The organism is Paraburkholderia sp. D15, from assembly GCF_029910215.1.
GTDB lineage: Bacteria > Pseudomonadota > Gammaproteobacteria > Burkholderiales > Burkholderiaceae > Paraburkholderia.
In genome coordinates, this window is record NZ_CP110395.1 from 479,671 (window position 1) to 500,542 (window position 20,872).

Annotated in this window: 17 protein-coding genes; 8 read left to right on the forward strand and 9 right to left on the reverse strand. The window is 63.0% G+C overall.

Annotation, left to right across the window (positions count from 1 at the left end):
• Window positions 1-38: 38 nt before the first annotated feature.
• From LFL96_RS02115 to kdsD, 6 genes are all read right to left on the reverse strand, one after another.
• Window positions 39-1,556 carry an RNA polymerase factor sigma-54 gene (locus LFL96_RS02115; protein ID WP_280997516.1) on the reverse strand — a complete coding sequence of 506 codons (1,518 nt, stop codon included), beginning with the start codon at window positions 1,554-1,556 and terminating at the stop codon, window positions 39-41.
• A 285-nt stretch (window positions 1,557-1,841) separates the two neighbouring features.
• Window positions 1,842-2,627 carry an LPS export ABC transporter ATP-binding protein gene (lptB, locus tag LFL96_RS02120; protein WP_280997517.1) on the reverse strand — a complete coding sequence of 262 codons (786 nt, stop codon included), beginning with the start codon at window positions 2,625-2,627 and terminating at the stop codon, window positions 1,842-1,844.
• On the reverse strand, window positions 2,624-3,295 hold the full coding sequence (gene lptA / locus LFL96_RS02125) for a lipopolysaccharide transport periplasmic protein LptA (protein ID WP_280997519.1): 672 nt from the start codon (window positions 3,293-3,295) through the stop codon (window positions 2,624-2,626). Before lptA ends, lptB begins: the two co-directional genes overlap by 4 nt.
• Before the next feature lie 21 nt (window positions 3,296-3,316).
• Window positions 3,317-3,928: an LPS export ABC transporter periplasmic protein LptC gene (gene lptC, locus LFL96_RS02130; protein ID WP_280997521.1), complete on the reverse strand. Its 612-nt coding sequence runs from the start codon at window positions 3,926-3,928 to the stop codon at window positions 3,317-3,319.
• Entirely contained in the window at window positions 3,925-4,485 is a 561-nt protein-coding gene (locus LFL96_RS02135; RefSeq protein WP_280997522.1) for an HAD family hydrolase, read from the reverse strand. The genes lptC and LFL96_RS02135 overlap by 4 nt, the downstream gene beginning before the upstream one ends.
• On the reverse strand, window positions 4,485-5,468 hold the full coding sequence (kdsD, locus tag LFL96_RS02140; RefSeq protein WP_280997524.1) for an arabinose 5-phosphate isomerase KdsD: 984 nt from the start codon (window positions 5,466-5,468) through the stop codon (window positions 4,485-4,487). Before kdsD ends, LFL96_RS02135 begins: the two co-directional genes overlap by 1 nt.
• 161 nt (window positions 5,469-5,629) lie before the next feature.
• Between kdsD and LFL96_RS02145 the strand changes: the two genes are divergently transcribed.
• From LFL96_RS02145 to purU, 5 genes are all read left to right on the forward strand, one after another.
• A complete protein-coding gene (locus LFL96_RS02145; protein WP_281000876.1) occupies window positions 5,630-7,633 on the forward strand; it encodes a cation:proton antiporter in 2,004 nt (667 codons plus the stop codon).
• 72 nt (window positions 7,634-7,705) lie between these two features.
• Complete coding sequence (locus tag LFL96_RS02150) at window positions 7,706-8,272, forward strand: adenine phosphoribosyltransferase (protein WP_280997526.1); 567 nt, start codon at window positions 7,706-7,708, stop codon at window positions 8,270-8,272.
• A gap of 58 nt (window positions 8,273-8,330) precedes the next feature.
• Entirely contained in the window at window positions 8,331-8,945 is a 615-nt protein-coding gene (locus LFL96_RS02155; protein ID WP_280997528.1) for a LysE family translocator, read from the forward strand.
• A 102-nt stretch (window positions 8,946-9,047) separates the two neighbouring features.
• Window positions 9,048-9,905 (forward strand): DUF4743 domain-containing protein, encoded by an 858-nt coding sequence (locus LFL96_RS02160; RefSeq protein WP_280997530.1) that lies wholly within the window; start codon window positions 9,048-9,050, stop codon window positions 9,903-9,905.
• Window positions 9,906-10,011: 106 nt separating this feature from the next.
• Complete coding sequence (gene purU, locus LFL96_RS02165; RefSeq protein ID WP_280997531.1) at window positions 10,012-10,881, forward strand: formyltetrahydrofolate deformylase; 870 nt, start codon at window positions 10,012-10,014, stop codon at window positions 10,879-10,881.
• Window positions 10,882-10,989: 108 nt separating this feature from the next.
• Here the strand turns inward: purU and LFL96_RS02170 are convergent, their stop codons facing one another.
• The 3 genes from LFL96_RS02170 to uvrA form a co-directional block, all read right to left on the reverse strand.
• Entirely contained in the window at window positions 10,990-12,279 is a 1,290-nt protein-coding gene (locus LFL96_RS02170) for a PepSY-associated TM helix domain-containing protein (protein WP_280997533.1), read from the reverse strand.
• A gap of 156 nt (window positions 12,280-12,435) precedes the next feature.
• Complete coding sequence (locus LFL96_RS02175) at window positions 12,436-13,521, reverse strand: AI-2E family transporter (RefSeq protein WP_280997535.1); 1,086 nt, start codon at window positions 13,519-13,521, stop codon at window positions 12,436-12,438.
• A gap of 34 nt (window positions 13,522-13,555) precedes the next feature.
• On the reverse strand, window positions 13,556-16,429 hold the full coding sequence (uvrA, locus tag LFL96_RS02180; RefSeq protein ID WP_280997537.1) for an excinuclease ABC subunit UvrA: 2,874 nt from the start codon (window positions 16,427-16,429) through the stop codon (window positions 13,556-13,558).
• A gap of 285 nt (window positions 16,430-16,714) precedes the next feature.
• Between uvrA and LFL96_RS02185 the strand changes: the two genes are divergently transcribed.
• The 3 genes from LFL96_RS02185 to ltrA all read left to right on the forward strand — a co-directional run bounded on the left by LFL96_RS02185 (window position 16,715) and on the right by ltrA (window position 20,463).
• Window positions 16,715-17,902, forward strand: coding sequence for an MFS transporter (locus LFL96_RS02185; RefSeq protein ID WP_280997539.1), 1,188 nt, complete (start codon window positions 16,715-16,717; stop codon window positions 17,900-17,902).
• A gap of 121 nt (window positions 17,903-18,023) precedes the next feature.
• The gene (locus LFL96_RS02190) at window positions 18,024-18,563 is read left to right on the forward strand and encodes a single-stranded DNA-binding protein (protein ID WP_280997541.1); all 540 of its coding nucleotides are present in this window, start codon (window positions 18,024-18,026) and stop codon (window positions 18,561-18,563) included.
• A gap of 562 nt (window positions 18,564-19,125) precedes the next feature.
• Entirely contained in the window at window positions 19,126-20,463 is a 1,338-nt protein-coding gene (gene ltrA / locus LFL96_RS02195; RefSeq protein ID WP_280997543.1) for a group II intron reverse transcriptase/maturase, read from the forward strand.
• Window positions 20,464-20,872: the final 409 nt, after the last annotated feature.

Sequence of the window (20,872 nt, forward strand, 5' to 3'; positions counted from 1 at the left end):
GGAGCGGCCGGTAAATGCCCGCCGCGGGAGGCGACGAGCTACAGAGACTTGCGCAGGTTGACTGCCGGAATCTTCAGTGCTTCGCGATACTTCGCGACGGTACGCCGTGCGACCACGAAGCCCTGTTCCGCCAGCAGTTCGGCTATGCGGCTGTCTGAAAGAGGAGATTTCGGGTTTTCCGCTCCTATCAGTTGCTTGATGAGCGCGCGGATCGCTGTGGAGGATGCCGCGCCGCCCGTGTCCGTCGAAACGTGTGATCCGAAGAAGTACTTAAATTCAAGCGTCCCGAATGGGGTCAGCATGTATTTACCGGTTGTCACACGCGAGACAGTCGACTCGTGTAGGCCCAGCGTATCAGCAATCTCCCTCAAAACCAAGGGGCGCATGGCAATTTCGCCATGTACGAAATAGCTCTTTTGACGCTCCACAATGGCTTGCGCGACCCGCAGGATCGTTTCGAAACGTTGCTGGATATTCTTGATCAGCCAGCGTGCTTCCTGCAGTTGCTGACGCAACGAACCACTGCCCGGATCGCCCCGGTTATTGCGCAGAATATTCGCGTACAGGTGGTTAATCCGCAGTTTCGGCACGACTTCGGGATTCAGTTCGGCCTGCCACCCTTGTGCCGTTTTGCGCACCATGATGTCGGGCACCACGTAGTCGGCTTCGGCCTTGCCGTACGCCGCGCCGGGGAACGGTTCGAGCGAGCGGATCAGCAGGTGTGCGTCGCGCAGATCGTCGTCGTTGGCCTTCAGGTGTTTGCGCAGACGCGTGAAGTCGCGCGCCGCGAGCAATTCCAGATGATGGGCCACGATGTCGAGCGCAAGCGTGCGCGTGGGCGAGGTGTCGAGCCGCAGCAATTGCAGCTTCAGACATTCCGACGCGGAGCGCGCGCCGACGCCCGCCGGATCGAAGCTATGCAGCAGCGCGAGCGCCGCGTTCAGTTCGTCGACGTCGACTTCGAGTTCTTCAGGCAGATCGGCCAGCACTTCATCGAGCGTGGCGGCGAGGTAGCCGTCGTCGTCGAGCGATTCGATCAGGAAGGTGATCAGCGCCCGGTCGCGTTGGCCCGCCTGGGTCACGCGCAATTGCGCCATCAGGTGATCGCGCAGCGAGGTGCTGGATTCGTGGATTTGCAGCGGCGGCAGATCGTCGTCGTCCGATGCGTTGCCGGAGCGGCCGTAGTCGTCGAGATTCCATTGCGACGTGTCACCGTTGCTGTCGCCGGAGAGGCCGTTGTATTCGTCCACGCCTTGCGGTTCGCCGTTCTCCGCGCGGTCGTTGCTGCTCGTCGACGAGGACGACGTGTTGCCGCCCATCTGATCGGGCGGCGCGGACGAATTCGGCGCCTGCGCGATCAGCGAGCCGTCGGACGCCACCCGCAGCGGGCTCGCGATCCAGTCGTCCTCGTTCTCGAGGAGCGGATTCTGCGAGATCGCCATGGCGACTTCCTGCTGCAGTTCGAGCGTAGACAGCTGAAGCAGCCGGATGGACTGCTGCAGTTGTGGCGTCAGCGCAAGATGCTGCGATAGGCGGAGTTGGAGGCTGGCTTTCATGGCAAGTTGAGATTCATTGTAGAGAGTTTGCCACGACCGCGATACCTTGCGACATTCGCAATTACGCGCGCGCCGGTTTTCGAACGGGAGTTGGGCGCGAACGGCCCAGCAGGAGGGTGGATGTGCGGTTGCCGCAAACAAACCGGCGCATGCGCGTGCGCATCGCGGGCTTGCCGGGCTTGTGCAACCCGCTATGCATGAGACTGGAGCCAGTGCTTCAGCTTTTATCTGCGACGCCAGCGTGCGCTGCGTCGGCTCCAGTCCCGCGCACGGGTTGCGATGCGGTTACATGCGGAAGTGTTCGCCGAGATAGACGCGCCGCACGCTTTCGTTTTCGATGATCTCGCTCGGCGCGCCGGCGGCCAGCACGCTGCCGTCGCTGATGATGTACGCGTGATCGCAGATGCCGAGCGTTTCGCGCACGTTGTGGTCGGTGATCAGCACGCCGATATTGCGCTGCTTCAGAAATTTGACGATCTTCTGAATTTCGAGCACCGCGATCGGGTCGACGCCGGCGAACGGTTCGTCGAGCAGAATGAAGCTTGGATTGGTGGCCAGCGCGCGGGCGATTTCAACCCGCCGGCGCTCGCCGCCCGACAGCGACAGTGCCGGATTCTCACGCAGATGCGCAATCTGCAACTCATCGAGCAGCGCTTCCGTGCGGCTCGTGATGGTGTCCTTGTCGAGCCGCTTGCCGTTGTCTTCGTGTTGCAACTCCAGCACCGCGCGAATGTTCTGCTCGACGGTGAGCTTGCGGAACACCGACGCTTCCTGCGGCAGATACGACAGGCCGAGCGACGCGCGCTTGTGGATGGGCAGCAGACTGATGGACTTGCCGTCCAGATCGATCTCGCCCGCATCCAGCGGCACGAGGCCGACGATCATGTAGAACGAGGTCGTCTTGCCGGCGCCGTTTGGTCCGAGCAGACCGACCACTTCGCCGCTTTTCACGTCGAGCGAGACGTCCTTGACGACCGTGCGCGAACCGTAGCGCTTCTTCAGATTGCGCACGACCAGCGAACTGCTGGTGCCCGCCGGCTTGCGATTGGGGAGAGACGCGGAAGTACTCACTGATTCGGCGCTCCCTGGATCGTGGTGGACGGCGCGAGCGTGGCCGACGCGCCGTTCAGCGGCGCGGCGCCGCCGTTGCGTGGCGACAGCATCGCGCGCACACGGCCGGTCGGGTTGCCCGGGCCGGCGACGTCCTTGCCCGCCTTCGCGGTGTAGAAGTCGTTCTGGCCGTCATACGTGACCACGCTGCCGTGCACCTGGTCCATCACCGTCGAGAGGCCTTGCAGACGCTTCACGGTTGCATTGGTGGTGAGCGTGGTCAGGTCCTGCTTGCCGTCGTAGTCGATACGGACTGCCGTGCCCTCGATGTATTCATCGAGACCTTCGCGTTTCTGGCGGAAGTACGACAGATTGCCGCCCGTCGATGTACCGGTGGCGTACTGATAACCCTGCGGGTCCTGCGTCACTTCGACACGGTCGGCCTTGATCACGATCGTGCCCTTGGTGGCGACCACGTGGCCGGTGAAGATGTTGACCTGCTTGAGGTCGTCGTAAGTCATGTTGTCCGCTTCGACGTTGAGCGGCTTGTCCTTGTCGGCGCGGTCCGCGTGCGCGAGTGGAGCGAAGCCGGCCAGCGGCAACGCGACGAGCAGCGCGGCGAGTCCGGCGCGGCACGCGGACAGGGTGCGCGAGCGGCCGGTATCAAAACGGGGGAGCGATTCGTTCATGCAGTGACGCCTGGAATGGATTTACCCGGGTTGCTTCGGCGAGGCGCTGCCGCCGGCTTCGGACGCGGCGATCGCGCCTTTCACGTTGCCGAACAGTTGCATGACCCGGGTGACGTTGTTGTAGTTCATGCCGCTGGCAGTCATCACCGACATGCCGCGCTGAAGTTTAACCGGCTTTTCGGTCTCGATCACATCGTCGTTGACCAGCACCCTAAAATGCTCGGAATCTGCCTGCATCTGCGGATCGCCGTAGCCGGGCGCGCGCAGAATCCGGGCGTTGCCGTACAGGTCGACGATCGACGCGTCGTCGTTCACCTTGCCGGTGTCGCCGGTCGCGGTGACGATCGGCTTGCCGGGCTGGAACGCGCGCATGGCCGGCTTGACCAGGTCGCTCAGTTCGTCGTCTTCGTAATGGATCAGCGATTGCGCGGTCAGGCGGTATTGCGTCGTGCCCGACTGGTCGAGTTCGGACACCGAGAAGTTGTCCGCGAAGTAATCAGGCGTGTGTTCCTTGGGGCGGATCAGGTTTTCGTTCTGGCGCGGCAAGGTGGCTTGCAACAACCACCACGTGATGCCGGCGAGCGCGGCCATGGCGACCAGCGGGATCAGCGAAGTCAGGCGAAACTGGTTCATCCGACGAGGCCTCGCTGTTCGCCGCTACAGGCCGCCGCGAGCAGCGCTTCGTATTTGTGCTGCGCGCGCAGCAGCGTGTCGACCACTTCGCGCGCCGCGCCGTGGCCGCCGCGTGCCTCGCTGACCCAATGGGCGCGTGCGATCACTTCCGGATGCGAGTTGGCGGGCGCCGCGGCGAAGCCGACCTTCAGCATGACCGCGAGATCGACCCAGTCGTCGCCCATGTAGCCGCATTCCTCGGCCTTCAGGCCGGTTTGCTGCAACAGGTCCGCGAATGCGGCCGGTTTGTCCTGCACGCCCTGATAAACGTGCGTGACGTTCATTTCCTTCGCCCGCACCGCGACGATGCCGGACTTGCGCCCGGTGATGATCGCCGTGTCGATGCCTGCCTGGCGCAGCAGCTTCATGCCGTGGCCGTCCATCGAATGGAAGCCTTTCATCGTGTCGCCTTCCGCCGTGAACAGCAGACCGCCGTCGGTCAGCACGCCGTCGACGTCGAAAATCATCAGCTTCACGCGGCTCGCGCGTTCGGTGGCGGTAGCAGGGGCGATGGCCATCAGATCACCTTCTTCGAGAACAGGTCGTGCATGTTGAGCGCGCCGATCAGCTTGCCCGCTTCGTCGACGACCAGCATCTGGTTGATGCGGTGGCGCTCCATCAGTTCCACGGCTTCCACCGCGAGCTGATCCGGGCCGATGGTGCGCGGACCGGCCGTCATCACCGATTCGATCGACAGGCCGCGGAAGTCGCCGTCGCGTTCGAGCACGCGACGCAGGTCGCCGTCCGTGAAGATGCCGGCCACGCGTTCGTCGCGATCGACGATCGCCGTCATGCCCATGCGCTTCGCCGTCAACTGGAACAGCGCGTCGCGCACGGTGGCGTCGGGCGTGACCATCGGCACCTGGTCGCCGGTGCGCATCACGTCGCGTACATAAGTGAGCAGACGGCGGCCAAGCGCGCCGCCCGGATGCGAGCGCGCGAAGTCGTCGCGGCCGAAGCCGCGCGCGTCGAGCACCGCGACCGCGAGCGCGTCGCCGAGCGCGAGCGCGGCGGTGGTGCTGGCGGTGGGCGCGAGATTCATCGGGCAGGCTTCTTTCGATACCGCGGAATTCAGGTGCACGTCGGCCAGTTGCGCGAGACTCGACGACGGCCGTCCGGTCATCGCGATCAGCTTCGCGCCGAGCCGCTTGATGAGCGGCAGGATCGCCACGAGTTCTTCGGTTTCACCGGAATTCGACAGGGCGAGAAATACGTCGTCCGACGTGACCATGCCGAGGTCGCCGTGGCTGGCTTCGGCCGGATGCACGAAGAACGCCGGCGTGCCGGTGCTGGCGAGCGTGGCGGCGAGCTTGCGCGCCACATGGCCGGATTTGCCGATGCCGGAAACGACCACGCGCCCACGGCAGCCCAGGATGAAATCGACCGCCCCGACGAAGCCATCGTCGAGTTGATCGCGAAGCGCGCGCACGGCGTCCGCTTCGATGTCGAGCACGTCACGAGCGAGCGCGAGTGCCCGGTCGACATTGATTTTCGCTATCATTCGCGGAGTATAGCAAAGGCGCCTGTTCGCCGCGCCGGGCCTGCTGTGCCAAGCCGCTGCTTTTACCGCTGCCGTTAACGGCCCCTCAACCTTGTCGCACGGCGTGTTGCGTGCGCGGTTCCGCTGACGAACGAGGACGCTGCACCGATGCGTTTCTGCCGATGATTTCCCCGCTCGAAATGACGCTTTTCCTGCTGCTGGCATCGGTGGCGGGCGTGGTGATTTTTCGCTTTCTGAATCTTCCGCCGATGCTCGGTTATCTGTCGGTGGGGATCGTCGTCGGGCCGCACGCGTTCGGTCTGGTGCCCGACTCGGCGGGCGCGCAGAACCTCGCCGAATTCGGCGTGGTGTTCCTGATGTTTTCGATCGGCCTGGAGTTCTCGCTCGCCAAGCTGCGCTCCATGCGCCGGCTGGTGTTCGGTCTCGGCCTGCTGCAGGTGATCGGCACGATCGCGGTGGCGGTGTCGCTCGGCTTCGTGCTGGAGCGCTGGGTGCATATCACGTGGCAGGCAAGTGTCGCGCTGGGCGGCGCGCTGGCCATGTCGTCGACGGCAATCGTCAGCAAGATGCTGGCGGAGCGGCTTGAAATCGAAACCGAGCACGGCCGCAACATCTTCGGCGTGCTGCTGTTCCAGGATCTGGCGGTGGTGCCGCTGCTGATCGTGATCGCGGCGTTCGGAGGCGATTCGAAAGACCTGATGAGCGCGCTCGGCGTCGCGGCGATCAAGATCGTCGTGGCCTTGTCGCTGCTGCTGATCGTCGGGCAACGCTTCATGACGCGCTGGTTCAACGTGGTCGCGCGGCGTCGTTCGCAGGAACTGTTCATTCTCAATCTGCTGCTGGTGACGCTCGGTTCGGCGTTCATCACCGACAAATTCGGGCTGTCGCTCGCGCTCGGCGCGTTTATCGCCGGCATGCTGATCGCCGAGACGCCGTACCGGCATCAGGTGGAAGAGGACATCAAGCCGTTTCGCGACGTGCTGCTCGGGCTCTTCTTCATCACCACCGGCATGCTGCTGAATCCACGCGTGGTCTGGGAGCATCCGTTCATCGTGCTCGGTTTCCTGGTCGGGCCGATCCTGCTGAAGGCGGTGATGATCACCGGCCTCGCGCGCCTGTTCGGCGCGTCGCCGGGCGTCGCGATGCGCACCGGCATCGGTCTCGCGCAAGCCGGCGAATTCGGCTTCGTGCTGCTGAATCTGATTCTCGACAAACATCTCGTCGACGCCACCTTGTTGCAGGCGATTCTCGCCTCGATGCTGCTCTCCATGCTCGCCGCGCCGTTCCTGATCCAGAACGCGGACCGGATCGTGCTGCGCCTGTCGTCGACCGAATGGATGATGCAGTCGTTGCAGATGACGCGCATCGCCACGCAAAGCCTGAAGCAGAGCGGCCACGTGATCATCTGCGGATACGGCCGGGCCGGGCAGAATCTGGCGCGCATGCTGGAGCATGAAGGCCTGTCGTACGTCGCGCTCGACCTCGACCCCGATCGCGTGGCGGCCGCGGCGGCGGCCGGCGAATCGGTCGTGTTCGGCGACGCGGGGCGGCGCGAGTCGCTGCTCGCGGCCGGGATTCACCGCGCGACCGCGATTGCGATCACGTATGCGAACACGCCGTCGGCGCTACGCGTGCTGCACAACATCCACGAGCTGGAGCCGACGCTGCCGGTGATCGTGCGCACCGTCGACGACGCCGATCTGGAGAAACTGCTGGCCGCCGGCGCGACCGAGGTGATTCCGGAGATCGTCGAAGGCAGTCTGATGCTGGCCTCGCACACGCTCGTGGTGATGGGCGTACCGATGCGGCGCGTGGTGCGACGGGTCGAGGAAATGCGCGACGAACGCTATGCGCTGCTGCGCGGCTATTTCCACGGCGCCGACGACGTGGAAGACGACGACGGCCACGAACAGGTGCGGCTACAATCGGTGCCGGTCGACGAAAATGCCGACGCGGTGGGCCGCACGCTCGCCGAGGTCGGCCTGTTCGAGCTGGGCGTCGAAGTGACGGCGATCCGCCGGCACGGGATTCGCGGCGTCGAACCCGATCCGTCCACCAAGCTGCGCGCGAGCGACATCGTCGTGCTGCGCGGCTTGCCCGAGCAGTTGTCGGCCGCCGAGGAACGTTTGTCGAAGCATCGCCGCGCGGGCGCCGCCGCGGCGTAAGCGCCAGGGTCGGCGACGATAGTCGGCGCGATTCGCTTTTCATCGGACCGCCAAGGTCCATCCGGAGACACCATGTCCAACGCGCTCGCGAGCGCGCCGCTCGATGCGGCCGACTACATCAAAAGCCACATCCGCACGGTGCCCGACTGGCCGCAGGCGGGTGTCCAGTTCCGCGACATCACGCCGCTTCTGCAGGAACGCAAAACGCTGCGCGTGCTGATCGACCTGTTCGTGCAGCGCTATATCGACGCGAAGCTCGATTACATCGCCGGGCTCGACGCACGTGGTTTCATCATCGCGCCGATCCTCGCGTACGAACTGAACATCGGCTTCATTCCGATCCGCAAGGCGGGCAAGCTGCCGTACAGAACGGTCGCGCAGTCGTACGAACTCGAGTACGGCAGCGCCACCGTCGAGATTCACGAAGACGCCTGCAAGCCGGGCGAGCGCGTGGTGATCGTCGACGATCTGATCGCCACCGGCGGCACGATGATGGCCGGCAAGATACTGCTCGAGCGGCTCGGCGCGGTTGTCGTGGAAGGCGCGGCGATTATCGATCTGCCCGAGCTCGGCGGCTCGAAGCGGCTGCGCGACGGTGGTTTGCCGTTGTACACGGTGACGCGCTTCGACGGTCATTGAATCGAGCGCGGGCGGCGCGCTTTTCCGAATCCCTGAACCCTTTCTGCAAGGCCGGTCGATGCCCAATTTCCTGTTGTTTCTCGCCACCTCGATCGCCATCACCATGGCGCCCGGCCCGGACAATCTGCAAGTGCTCGCGCGCGGTATCTCGCAAGGCCGCGCGGCAGGTCTCGTCGCCGCGCTTGGCTTCGCGGCCGGCATCACATTTCACACGACGCTCGCCGCGCTCGGCGTGGCCGCGTTGCTGCGCTCGTCGCCGGTCGCGTTCGAAGCGATCAAGCTGGCGGGTGCCGCGTACCTGATCTGGATCGGCATCAAGGCGCTGCGCAGCCAGGGGCTCGCGACCGCGCACGAACGCGCGCCGCAGCCGCTGTCGGCCGTGTTTCGTCAAAGCGTGCTCGGTAACTTGCTGAACCCGAAGGTGACGCTGTTCTTCGTCGTGTTCCTGCCGCAGTTCGTGAAGCCGAACGGCGCGCAGAGCGTGACCGTGCAGATGCTCGAACTCGGCGTGCTGTTCATGTTGCAGACCGTGGTGGTGTTCTCGCTGTTCGGCGTGTGCGCGGGGATGATCGGCGGCTGGTTGAAACGTCGGCCGCGCGTGGGTGTGTGGCTCGATCGCCTCGCCGGCGCGACGTTCATCGCGATCGGCATCCGCGTCGCGCTGCGTGACTGAGTGGTGACTGAGTGGTGACTGAGCGGTGATGGCGCTGCGACCGGGCTGCGCTTGAACACGCAACCCGGCACGCGAGCGCCTACGATTCATTTGGAGTTCTGCATGACTTTGCCTTGCCTTACCGCCGCGCGCCGTTTCGACCGGCATGCGCATCTGCCGTTCTGGATCGGCGCCGAACAGGTCGGCTGGATTCGTCGGGGCGACGTATCGCTGCTCGCGCGCTGGCCCGACGTGTTCGAGATCGATGCGGCCCGCGTGAGCTTGTCGAACCGCTTCGATACCGTCGATCTGCGCAGCGCCGCGCTCGGCTCGGTGATCGGCGCGCTGGCCGCGGAAGGCCGCATCCCCGGGTGGCGCAACGAAACTTACGCGATCCGCAATGCGTTCGACGCGCCGCCGCTTGCGTATATCGAACGCGCGGCTTCGCGCTTCTTCGGCACGCTGACGTATGCGGTGCATCTGAACGGCGTCGTAGAATACGAGGACGGCGCGCCGCAGTTGTGGATCGCGCGCCGCAGCGACACCAAGGCGACCGATCCGGGCATGCTCGATAACGTCGTCGCGGGCGGCATCGGCTGGGGCTTTGGAATCGAGGCGACGATCGTCAAGGAGTGCTGGGAAGAAGCCGGCATTCCCGAGGAGATCGCCGCGCGCGCCGTGGCGGGCCGCACCGCGCATGTGCTGCAATCGTTGCCGGAAGGCACGCAGGCCGAACAGATTTTTATCTACGACCTCGCGTTGCCGGCCGATTTCGCGCCGCGCAATCAGGATGGCGAAGTGGGCGAGCACCGGCTCGCGCGCATCGACGAGGTAGCGCGCTGGATCGAAGAGAACGCGATGACGGTGGACGCGAGTCTCGCCACGCTGGATTGTCTGCTGCGCCGCCGCTGGATCGATGAAGACGCTTGCGCCGGGATCGGCGAGCTGTTCGTTCCACCTGTGCCGCCTGTGTCCGCTTGAACACGCTTGAACACGCTTGAGCCGGCTTGAGTCTCTTGAGCCCGGCACCGTTTCGAACCGACCACACCGAATCAACCACGCATTGAAGAAGGGAGTCACCCAGGTCATGTCGACCGATCACAGCTTTATTCTCAAACTCTCGTGCGCCGACCGGCCCGGCATCGTCCACGCGGTGTCCGGCTTCCTGTTCGAGCGCGGCAGCAACATTCTCGACTCCGCGCAGTTCGGCGACAGCCGCACCGGCGAGTTCTTCATGCGCGTGCATTTCCAGCAGGTGGGCGGTGATCCGGGTCTGGAGGCGCTGCGCGCGTCGTTCGTGACGCTCGCCGAGCAGTTCGGCATGCGCTGGGAGATGCACGACGCGTCGGTGAAACCGCGCGTGGTGATCATGGTGTCGAAGATCGGCCATTGCCTGAACGATTTGCTGTTCCGCTATCGCACCGGTCAGCTGGGTATCGAGATTCCGGCCATCATCTCGAACCACAAGGAGTTCTATCAGCTCGCCGCCAGCTACGACGTTCCGTTCCATCATTTCCCGCTGCTGGGCGGCACGCCCGACGCGAAGGCCGCGCAGGAAGCGCGCGTGCTCGAAGTGATCGACGAACATCAGGCCGATCTGGTGGTGCTCGCGCGCTACATGCAGATTCTGTCGCCGCAACTGTGCGAGGCGCTGGCCGGTCGCGCGATCAACATTCATCACTCGTTCCTGCCGAGCTTCAAGGGTGCGAAGCCTTACTACCAGGCGTTCGACCGCGGTGTGAAGCTGATCGGCGCCACCGCGCATTACGTGACCACGGATCTCGACGAAGGTCCGATCATCGAGCAGGAAGTGGAGCGCGTCGACCACAGCATGACGCCGGAGCAACTGACGGCGATCGGCCGCGACGTCGAGTGCGTGACGCTCGCGCGCGCGGTGAAGTGGCACGTCGAACATCGCGTCGTGCTGAATGGCAGCAAGACGGTGGTGTTCCGTTAAGCGCCGGTTGGTACTGCGTGCGTTGAAATGAAAAAGCGCCGGCTGGTTCCGGCGCTTCAGACTGCGGAGCGACCCCACGCTTGTCGAGGCGTGGGGTTTTTTATTGCGTTACGACTGCGGGGCGGAGCGGCTGGCGTCACGCGCGACGCGCGCGCTTTGCGGTGACGGTGCTCGCTGGGCATCGCGCGGGGTCTGCGCCGGTCGCGCCGACCGCGCATTCTGCGCCGAACGCCTACGCGCGTTCAGTTTCTTCAGCCAGATCAGCAGGCCCGTCGCGCTCAGCACGGCAACCGCGAGGCCGACCGCGCTGATCAGAATCCGTCCGCCGATGCCGAGAATGCGCCCCGAGTGCAGCGGGAATTGCACCTGCATGAAGACGTCGCCGGCCGAGCCTTGACCGGGAATCTGCGCGCCGAGCGGTTTGCCGGTGGCCGCGTCCCAATACATCCACGCGTTGCCGAGGCCGATGTCGCCGTGATCGTTGCCCGGCGCGTAATAGCCGACGCCGTAGGCGTGGAAGACTTCCGCGTAATAGATGCCACCCGGCGGCGCCTTCAGGTGCTGGGCCTTGCCCGCCTGCCCGGCCAGTTCGACGATGCGCTCGCGGCTCAGCACCGGATCGCCCGGTTGCGGCGGGCGGCGGACCTCCGGGTTATCGACCGGATTCGGCGTCAGCGAGGAGAGCGACGCGACGATCGGGCGGACTACCGGGCCGGACAGATTCATCGAGATCGAGGTCAGCGCGACGATCGTCAGCAGAGCCCAGATCCACACGCCACCGGAGCGGTGCAGGTCGAAGGTGAGTGCGTAGCCCCCGCGTCCGAGGCGGAACGCGAATGACTTGCGCCACGCCTTGACGCTCGGAAACGACAGCGCCAGCGCAATCATGCTGTCGAACAGCCAGATAATCCCGACGATGCCCATCAGCCACGTGCCGATGTCGATGCCGCCCGCGAACGGCAGATGCAGCGTGTAGTGCAGCTTGTAGATGAACGGAATCAGGTTGAGCCGTGCGAGCGACACCGCGCCCCATTCGCGGCGGCCCTGAATCTCGCCGGTGGCGGGATCGACGGCGATCTGGTTGAAGTCGAGCGCGTAGGGTTGCTTTGTCGCGGGATCGGTGCGCGGCAGCACCATCATCTGCAGCGTGTGGCCGGGCTCGGCGGTGAGCGGCAGATAAGTGACCTGCAAGCGCGGGTCCGCCGCTTCGACGCGGCGCGCGAGTTCCAGCCCGGACAGCGCGGGCGCCGCGCTGCGTGCCTTGAAGAACGTCGGGTTGAGCGCCGCGTCGAGTTCATGGTCCCACGCGATGATCGCGCCGGTGAGACCCGCGACGAACAGAAACAGCGCGGTGGCGACGCCAAACCAGCGGTGCAGGCGAACGAACTGGCGCCTCATGCACGAACCCGCAAGGCGAGAAGAGACGACGGCGGAATGATCACGGGACAGGATGCGTGCAAATGGGAATTGTTCGCATCTTACGGGAAACTTGCAGTCAGCGGCAAGAAGCGTGTCGGGCCCGAACGGAGAGGGCGGCAGCGCCCCGGCGAACCGTCACACCAGCCGCAAATAAATCAGCTCCCGCTTGATATACGCATAAAAAATCGGCGCGGCGACCACACCCGGAATGCCGAACGCGGCTTCCATCACCAGCATCGCGATCAACAGTTCCCATGCGCGCGCTTCGATCTGTCCGCCGACGATCCGTGCGTTGAGAAAGTATTCGAGCTTGTGAATCAGGATCAGGAAAACCAGCGACATCACCGCCGCCGGAAAGCTCACCGATAGCGCCACCGCGACGATGATCGTGTTCGAGATCAGATTGCCGATCACCGGCAGCAAGCCGACGATGAAGGTCACCAGCACAAGCGTTTTCGACAGCGGCAGGCGGTCGTGGAAGATCGGCAGGACCACCAGCAGGAAGATGCCGGTGAACACCGCGTTGATCGCGGAAATCTTCACCTGCGCGAACACGATGCGGCGGAACGCATCGGCGAAGCGCGTGACGCGCGCGACGAACGCCGTGGACAACGGCAGCCGCTGCATATGCTTCTGCGCGCCGACCGCGATGATCGCGCCGATGATCATGCCGATCAGAATATGCGTGAACGCGCGCGCCGCCGTCTTGCCGCTTTGCTGCAGCATGTTGGCGTGCGTCTGCATCAGTTCGGTGGCCTTGGTCTTCATCTGTTCGGTATCGACCGGCAGATACTTGGCGATGAACTGCGGAATGCGGCCGCGCGCTTCGTCGACCAGTTGCATTGCCTGATCGAGCAGCTTCTGCACGCTCGGCACGTCGTTCTCGAAGTGGGCGATGATCCCCAGCGTGATGCCCGTCAGCGACCCGACGATCACCACCGACAGAATCACCACGGCCAGCCAGCGCGCCCGCTTGCTCGACATATGACGCTCGATGCGCGGCGCGATCGTATGCACCAGTTGGTACACCAGCAGCCCGGCGAGCAACGCGCCGAGCAGCTTCAACTCGATCACCGCCCACATGCCGAGCAGCATCACGACATAACTGCCGATTTCGACCGCCGACAGTTTCGGCAGGCTCATGTCGCTCGTCAGCCTGACCGGGCGTGGGCGTAGGTCCTGCACTTGCCCGTCGTCGCGCGCCTGATTCCGCTTGGCCATGGCTTATTCCGTCTCCCACCCGTGAGGTGCCGCGTTACTTTTTGCTGGCCGCGCGTTTGAGCAACGGCGCCAGATACTTGCCGGTAAAACTTGCCTTCGACTTGGCCACCTGCTCCGGCGTGCCTTGGGCGATGATCTGACCGCCGCCGGCGCCGCCTTCCGGACCGAGGTCGATGACCCAGTCGGCGGTCTTTATTACATCCAGATTATGCTCGATGATCACGACGGTATTGCCGTGATCGCGTAGCCGGTGGATCACTTCCAGCAGCAGTGCGATGTCGTGGAAGTGCAGACCGGTGGTCGGCTCGTCGAGGATGTATAACGTGCGACCCGTATCGCGCTTGCTCAGTTCCAGCGAAAGTTTGACCCGCTGCGCCTCGCCGCCCGACAGCGTGGTGGCCGACTGGCCCAGGCGGATATAGCCCAGCCCCACGTCCAGCAAGGTTTTCAGCTTGCGCGCGACGACCGGCACCGCCTTGAAGAACTCGTAGGCGTTCTCCACCGTCATGTCGAGCACTTCGCTGATGTTCTTGCCCTTGTACTGGACGTCCAGCGTTTCGCGGTTGTAGCGCTTGCCGTGGCAGACGTCGCAGGGCACGTAGACGTCCGGCAGAAAGTGCATCTCGACCTTCAGCACGCCGTCGCCCTGGCAGGATTCGCAGCGGCCGCCCTTCACGTTGAACGAGAAACGGCCCGGATCGTAGCCGCGCTCCTTGGCCGCCGGCACGCCCGCGAACAGCTCGCGGATCGGCGTGAACAGCCCGGTGTAGGTGGCCGGATTCGAACGCGGCGTGCGGCCGATCGGCGACTGGTCGACGTTGATCACCTTGTCGAAATGTTCGAGGCCTTCGATCGATTCGTACGGCGCCGGCTCCGTCGACGATCCGTACAGGTGATGCGAGACCGCGTGGTACAGCGTGTCGTTGATCAGCGTCGACTTGCCGGAGCCGGACACGCCGGTCACGCAGGTCAGCAGACCCACCGGCAGATCGAGCGACACGTGCCGCAGATTGTTGCCGTATGCCTCGACGATGCGCAGACGCCGTTCGTCCGGTTCCTTGCGCTCGTCCGGAAACTCGATGCTGCGCGCACCGGACATGTACTGTCCGGTCATCGACGCGGCGTTCGCCTGCACCTGTTTGGGCGTGCCTTCCGCGATCACCATGCCGCCGTGTTCGCCCGCGCCCGGTCCCATGTCGACCACATAGTCGGCCATGCGGATCATGTCCTCGTCATGCTCGACGACGATCACCGAATTGCCGAGATCGCGCAGATGCTTGAGCGTCGCGATCAGCCGGTCGTTGTCGCGCTGATGCAGACCGATCGACGGTTCGTCCAGCACGTACATCACGCCGGTCAGGCCCGAGCCGATCTGCGACGCGAGCCGGATGCGCTGCGCCTCGCCGCCCGACAGCGTTTCCGCGCTGCGTTCGAGCGACAGGTAATCGAGCCCGACGTTATTCAGGAACATCAGCCGCGCGACGATTTCCTTGACCACCTTGTCGGCGATTTCGCGCTTCGAGCCTTCCAGACGCAGCGTCTGGAAATAGCCGAGCGCATCGCGCAGCGGCCAGCCGCTGATTTCGAAGATGCCGCGCGCGTCGCTGTCCGCGCCGATCCGCACGAAGCGCGCCTCGCGGCGCAGCCGCGTGCCCGCGCAAGCGGGGCAGGGCTGGTTGTTCTGATACTTGGCGAGTTCCTCGCGCACCGCGACCGAGTCGGTCTCGCGATAGCGCCGCTCCAGATTCGGGATGATCCCTTCGAACACGTGTTCGCGCACCGACGTGCGGCCGCGCTCGTTGATGTACGAGAACGGAATCTCCTGCTTGCCCGAGCCGAACAGCAGGATCTTGCGGACCTTTTCCGGCAGATCCTCGACCGCCGTGTCGATATCGAACTCGTAGAACGCGGCGAGACTCTGCAGCATCTGGAAGTAGAACTGATTGCGCCGGTCCCAGCCCTTCACCGCGCCGGCCGCCAGCGACAACGACGGATGCGCGACCACCCGCTTCGGATCGAAGAAGGTGATCTGACCCAGGCCGTCGCATTCCGGGCACGCGCCCATCGGGTTATTGAACGAGAAGAGCCGCGGCTCCAGTTCCTGCAGCGAGTACGAGCAGATCGGGCAGGCGAACTTCGAGCTGAACAGCTTCTCCTTGTCCGTATCCATTTCAAGCGCGATCGCACGGCCGTCGGCGAGACGCAACGCCGTTTCGAACGATTCGGCGAGGCGCTGCTTCATGTCCGGCCGCACCTTCAGACGGTCGATCACCACGTCGATGGTGTGCTTGTCGTTTTTCTTCAGCTTCGGCAGCGAGTCGACTTCATAGATTTTGGCGACGCCTTCGTTGGCGGTGCCGCCGCCCGAACGCACGCGAAACCGGATGAAGCCCTGCGCCTGCATTTCCTCGAACAGCTCGACGTGCTCGCCCTTGCGGTCGGCCACGACCGGCGCGAGGATCATCAAGCGGGTTTCGTCCGGCAACGCGAGCGCGGCGTCGACCATCTGCGAGACGCTTTGCGCTTCCAGCGGGATCTCGTGATCCGGGCAATACGGCGTGCCGACCCGTGCGAACAATAGCCGCAGGTAATCGTGGATTTCCGTGACCGTGCCGACCGTGGAGCGCGGGTTGTGCGAGGTCGCCTTCTGTTCGATCGAGATCGCCGGCGACAGCCCTTCGATCAGATCGACGTCCGGCTTTTCCATCAATTGCAGGAACTGGCGTGCGTAGGCCGACAGACTTTCGACGTAGCGGCGCTGGCCTTCCGCATAGAGCGTGTCGAACGCCAGCGACGATTTGCCCGAGCCCGAAAGGCCCGTGATGACGACGAGCTTGTGACGTGGAAGATCGAGGTTGACGTTCTTCAGGTTGTGGGTGCGAGCCCCACGAATACGGATTTGTTCCACGGATTTATTCCATGAACTGGCGGAAAGAGGAAGGGGCTAAACCTGCTACTATAACGACTTTTCGAGACGGCCGTTACGGCTCCCTGACAGCCCGAAGAAGCGCTAAGGCAAGCTGTAAGGCAGCGGTCCGGCGCCGCGGGAAAGTGGTCCAACTGGGGCCGTTTTCCGCGACTGCAAGGCAACCACGAGGCAACCACGAGGCACCGCTGCGCTACGAGCCGCCCGCGGGCACGCTGCCAGTCCGACGGCTCGAATGTCGCGCCGCTCATTCAAATTACGCTTCCGATGTCCAATCCATCCGCAACTTCCTCGCGCATGAGCGCGCCTGAACTACGCGCGACCATGTCGCTGGCCGCGATCTTCGCGCTGCGCATGCTCGGTCTGTTCATGATCATGCCGGTGTTCTCGGTCTACGCGAAAACGATCCCGGGCGGCGACAACCTGCTGCTGGTGGGCATCGCGCTCGGCGCGTACGGCGTCACGCAGTCCATGCTCTATATCTTCTACGGCTGGGTGTCGGACAAGATCGGCCGCAAGCCGGTCATCGCGGCCGGGCTGCTGATCTTCGCGCTCGGCAGCTTCGTCGCGGCGGGCGCGCACGACATGACGTGGATCATCGTCGGCCGCGTGATTCAGGGGATGGGCGCGGTGTCGTCGGCGGTGATCGCGTTCATCGCCGATCTGACGGCGGAAGAGCATCGCACCAAGGCGATGGCGATGGTGGGCGGCAGCATCGGCGTGTCGTTCGCGGTGGCGATCGTCGGTGCGCCGATCGTGTTCCAGTGGCTCGGCATGAGCGGACTGTTCACGCTGGTCGGCGTGTTCGCGATTCTGGCGATCGGCCTCGTGCTGTGGGTGGTGCCGGATGCGCCGAAGCCGGTACACGTGCGTGCGCCGTTCGCCGAGGTGCTGCATAACGTCGAACTGCTGCGCCTGAACTTCGGCGTGCTGGTGCTGCACGCAACGCAAACCGCGTTGTTCCTCGTCGTGCCGCGCATCCTCGTCGCGGGCGGCTTGCCGGTCGCGTCGCACTGGAAGGTTTATCTGCCGGTCATGGGGCTGTCGTTCGTGATGATGGTGCCGGCGATCATCGCCGCCGAGAAGCGCGGCAAGATGAAAATCGTGCTGCTGTCGGCGATCGGTCTTATCCTGATCGGCCAGTTGTTATTGGGCGTTGCACCGCATACGATTCTGACTGTGGCAGCGATCCTTTTCGTGTACTTTCTCGGCTTCAATATTCTCGAGGCGTCACAGCCTTCGCTGGTGTCGAAACTGGCGCCGGGCACGCGCAAGGGCGCGGCCGCCGGCGTCTACAACACCACGCAGTCGATCGGCCTCGCGCTGGGCGGCGTGGTCGGCGGCTGGCTGCTCAAGGTCGACGGGGCAAGCGCGGTATTCTTTACGTGCTCGGGCCTCGTGTTGTGCTGGCTTATAATCGCCGCCAACATGAAACAGCCGCCGCGTAAGGCGTAACGGCACACCAGAACTCACCCGGCGGCGGGCAGAGGCGCAGTTCTGGTCTCGGGCCTGCCGGCCATGAGACGCGAACCGCGCCGTGCCGCGCCGCCCGCAACGGAATCAACAGGAGAAACTCATGGCATCCGTGAACAAGGTCATTCTCGTCGGCAACCTCGGAGCCGATCCGGAAGTCCGTTATCTTCCGAGCGGCGACGCAGTGGCGAACATCCGCCTGGCCACGACGGATCGTTACAAGGACAAGGCGTCCGGCGAGATGAAGGAAGCCACCGAATGGCACCGCGTGTCGTTCTTCGGCCGCCTCGCGGAAATCGTGTCCGAGTATCTGAAGAAAGGCTCGTCGGTTTATCTCGAAGGGCGTATCCGTACGCGCAAGTGGCAGGCGCAGGACGGCACCGATCGTTATTCGACGGAAATCGTCGCGGAACAGATGCAGATGCTGGGCGGCCGCGGTGGTTCGATGGGCGGTGGCGGCGATGAGGGCGGATATAGCCGCGGTGAGCCGTCGGAGCGCAGTGGCGGCGGTGGTGGTGGTCGCGCCATGTCGTCGGGTGGTGGTTCGCGCGGTGGTAGTGGTGGTGGCGGTGGTGGTTCGAGCCGTCCGAGCGCGCCGGCTGGCGGCGGGTTTGATGAGATGGATGACGATATTCCGTTCTGAGCGGTTCGGTAAGCTGCTCAGTGTCTAACAGGTGCGAGTCCTGTCGCAGTAGTTGGTTAGTTTGACTGCGTAGCGATGGCGTACATGTGGATGGCGACTGAAACATGGGAGCAACGCCGGATAAACGTGTCCCCCGACCCAGTCAGTGGGAGCGCGCAAATATGCAGCCCGTAACGAAAGTGAACCTGAACAAGCCTCGTAAATGTCAGCCACACGAGTATGCTGGGAGTGGTGTGGTGTAGGGTGGTTCCGCCGAGCCTCTAGAACGGGGGCGAAGGCCAGCGAGTCATGGTGGATTAACTAACCACTTGAAGCCATGATAGGAACTCGGGGTATTGAGGATGGGATGCATATAAAGCACTGAGCGGAACGAACGAGATCTCTACCCGTCGTGGCTTAACCCGCCACGTAATCGACGATATAAGGTAACCGCCGAAGTTCGGAGAAACGCGGGATAGAGAAGTCGGAGGAGGTCATAGTACTGTTGATGGCAAGGACAACATAACCTTGCCGGAGGGAAGGGCCTCTGCTTCTGTCATGCTCTTTTTGTAGGAGGCACTGCGTGATTGCGAAAGCTAAAAACACGCCGTTAGAAAGTGTGCGAGTACTGCAACGAAAGCTATACCAGGCAGCCAAGACGAATCCGACGCGAAAATTCGGTGCGTTATATGACAAAGTGTGCCAAAGCGATGTGCTGTGGTCGGCGTACCAACAGGTGAAAGCCAACAAAGGTGCCCCTGGCATCGACCGACAAACTTTCGACGTAATTGAAAGCGAAATCGGTCTTAGCGATTTTCTGGATGGAATCCAATCACGTCTCAAAGCGAAGCGGTACAAGCCTCTACCGGTTAGACGGGTGTATATCCCTAAGGCCGATGGATCGCAAAGACCGCTGGGCATACCAGTCATTGCCGATCGCGTGGTTCAGGCAGCAGTGAAGCTTGTTATCGAACCTATGTTCGAGGCGAGTTTCAAGGATTTTTCGTATGGCTTTCGCCCTCGGAAGAGTGCGCAACAGGCCCTGCGGGAAGTCTACAAATGGCTGAATTTCAAATGCCATTGGGTTGTGGATGCGGATCTGAAGGCTTATTTCGATACGATTCCACACGACAAACTGCTGCTTTCAGTGCGATCCAAGGTCATAGATCGGTCTGTTGTAAAACTGATCGAAATGTGGCTCAAAGCAGGTGTGATGGAGGATATGCGAGTCCGGACGGAAACGACCGGGACACCACAGGGGGGAGTTATCTCTCCCTTGCTCGCAAACCTCTACTTGCACTGGCTGGATCACACATGGGTGAAGAAGGCGTTTGCTAATCGGCCGTACGATGCTCACATTGTGCGGTACGCCGACGACTTCGTAATTCTGTGCAACAAGAACCCCGAGTTTTATCTGGGGGAGGCCAAGAAAGTGCTGGATCGTCTTGGTCTCACGCTCAATGCGCAGAAAACACGGATAGTAGATGCCCGGGAGGAGCCGTTCGACTTTCTGGGTCACCGATTTGTAGCCCAACCGTCGAAGGTGACGGGCAAGCTCAAGTCGTACTACTACCCCTCGCCCAAGGCGATGAAGTCGGTCAAGAAGAAGATTCGGGAGGTTGTCCGAACAGGGCAGCACTGGAATCTGCCGCAGCTCATCAAGGAGAAGGTCAATCCGATTCTTCGCGGCTGGGGAAACTACTTCAAGACGGGTAACTCAAGGAAGCACTTCTTGAGCATCGCGAACTACACGACGTGGACGCTCTGCATCATGCTTCGGAAGAAGCACAAGAAGCGAGCTAAGGGGTGGAGGGACCACCCGCCATCTTGGTTCTATGATTACCACGGGCTCTTCAAGTTGTATGGCCTGTCGGTGACCGGAGAGGAATCAAGTCGGTATGCACGCCCTGTGCCGTTGTAACGCTGCTGGCTGAAGGCAGTCGGAAAGCCGTGTGCGGGAAAACTGCAAGCACGGTTTGACGAGAGGTCGCTGGGGAGATCACTTCAAACTTGAGACCTACTCTACAGGATATACCTAGATAATTCTGTAAACAAAACCCCGGTAAGCCTTGTGCTTGCCGGGGTTTTTCATTGTTCACGTTTTTTCCGATTTGTACCTATAGTAGTTGCAATCGTGTACATGAAAAAGTGTAAACAATGTCTTCCGGTTACCGCGTCAAGACTATTGTTCTCACCTCGGACGAACGACTTCCGATCCTGCTTGATAGGGACGGACAGCCTATGTTCGAGCCTACCGTCTTTGCGCTGACGGACGTGCGGGGGAGGAATTTAGCTGCCAACACCATTGGCATGGTCCTCCGCAGCATAAT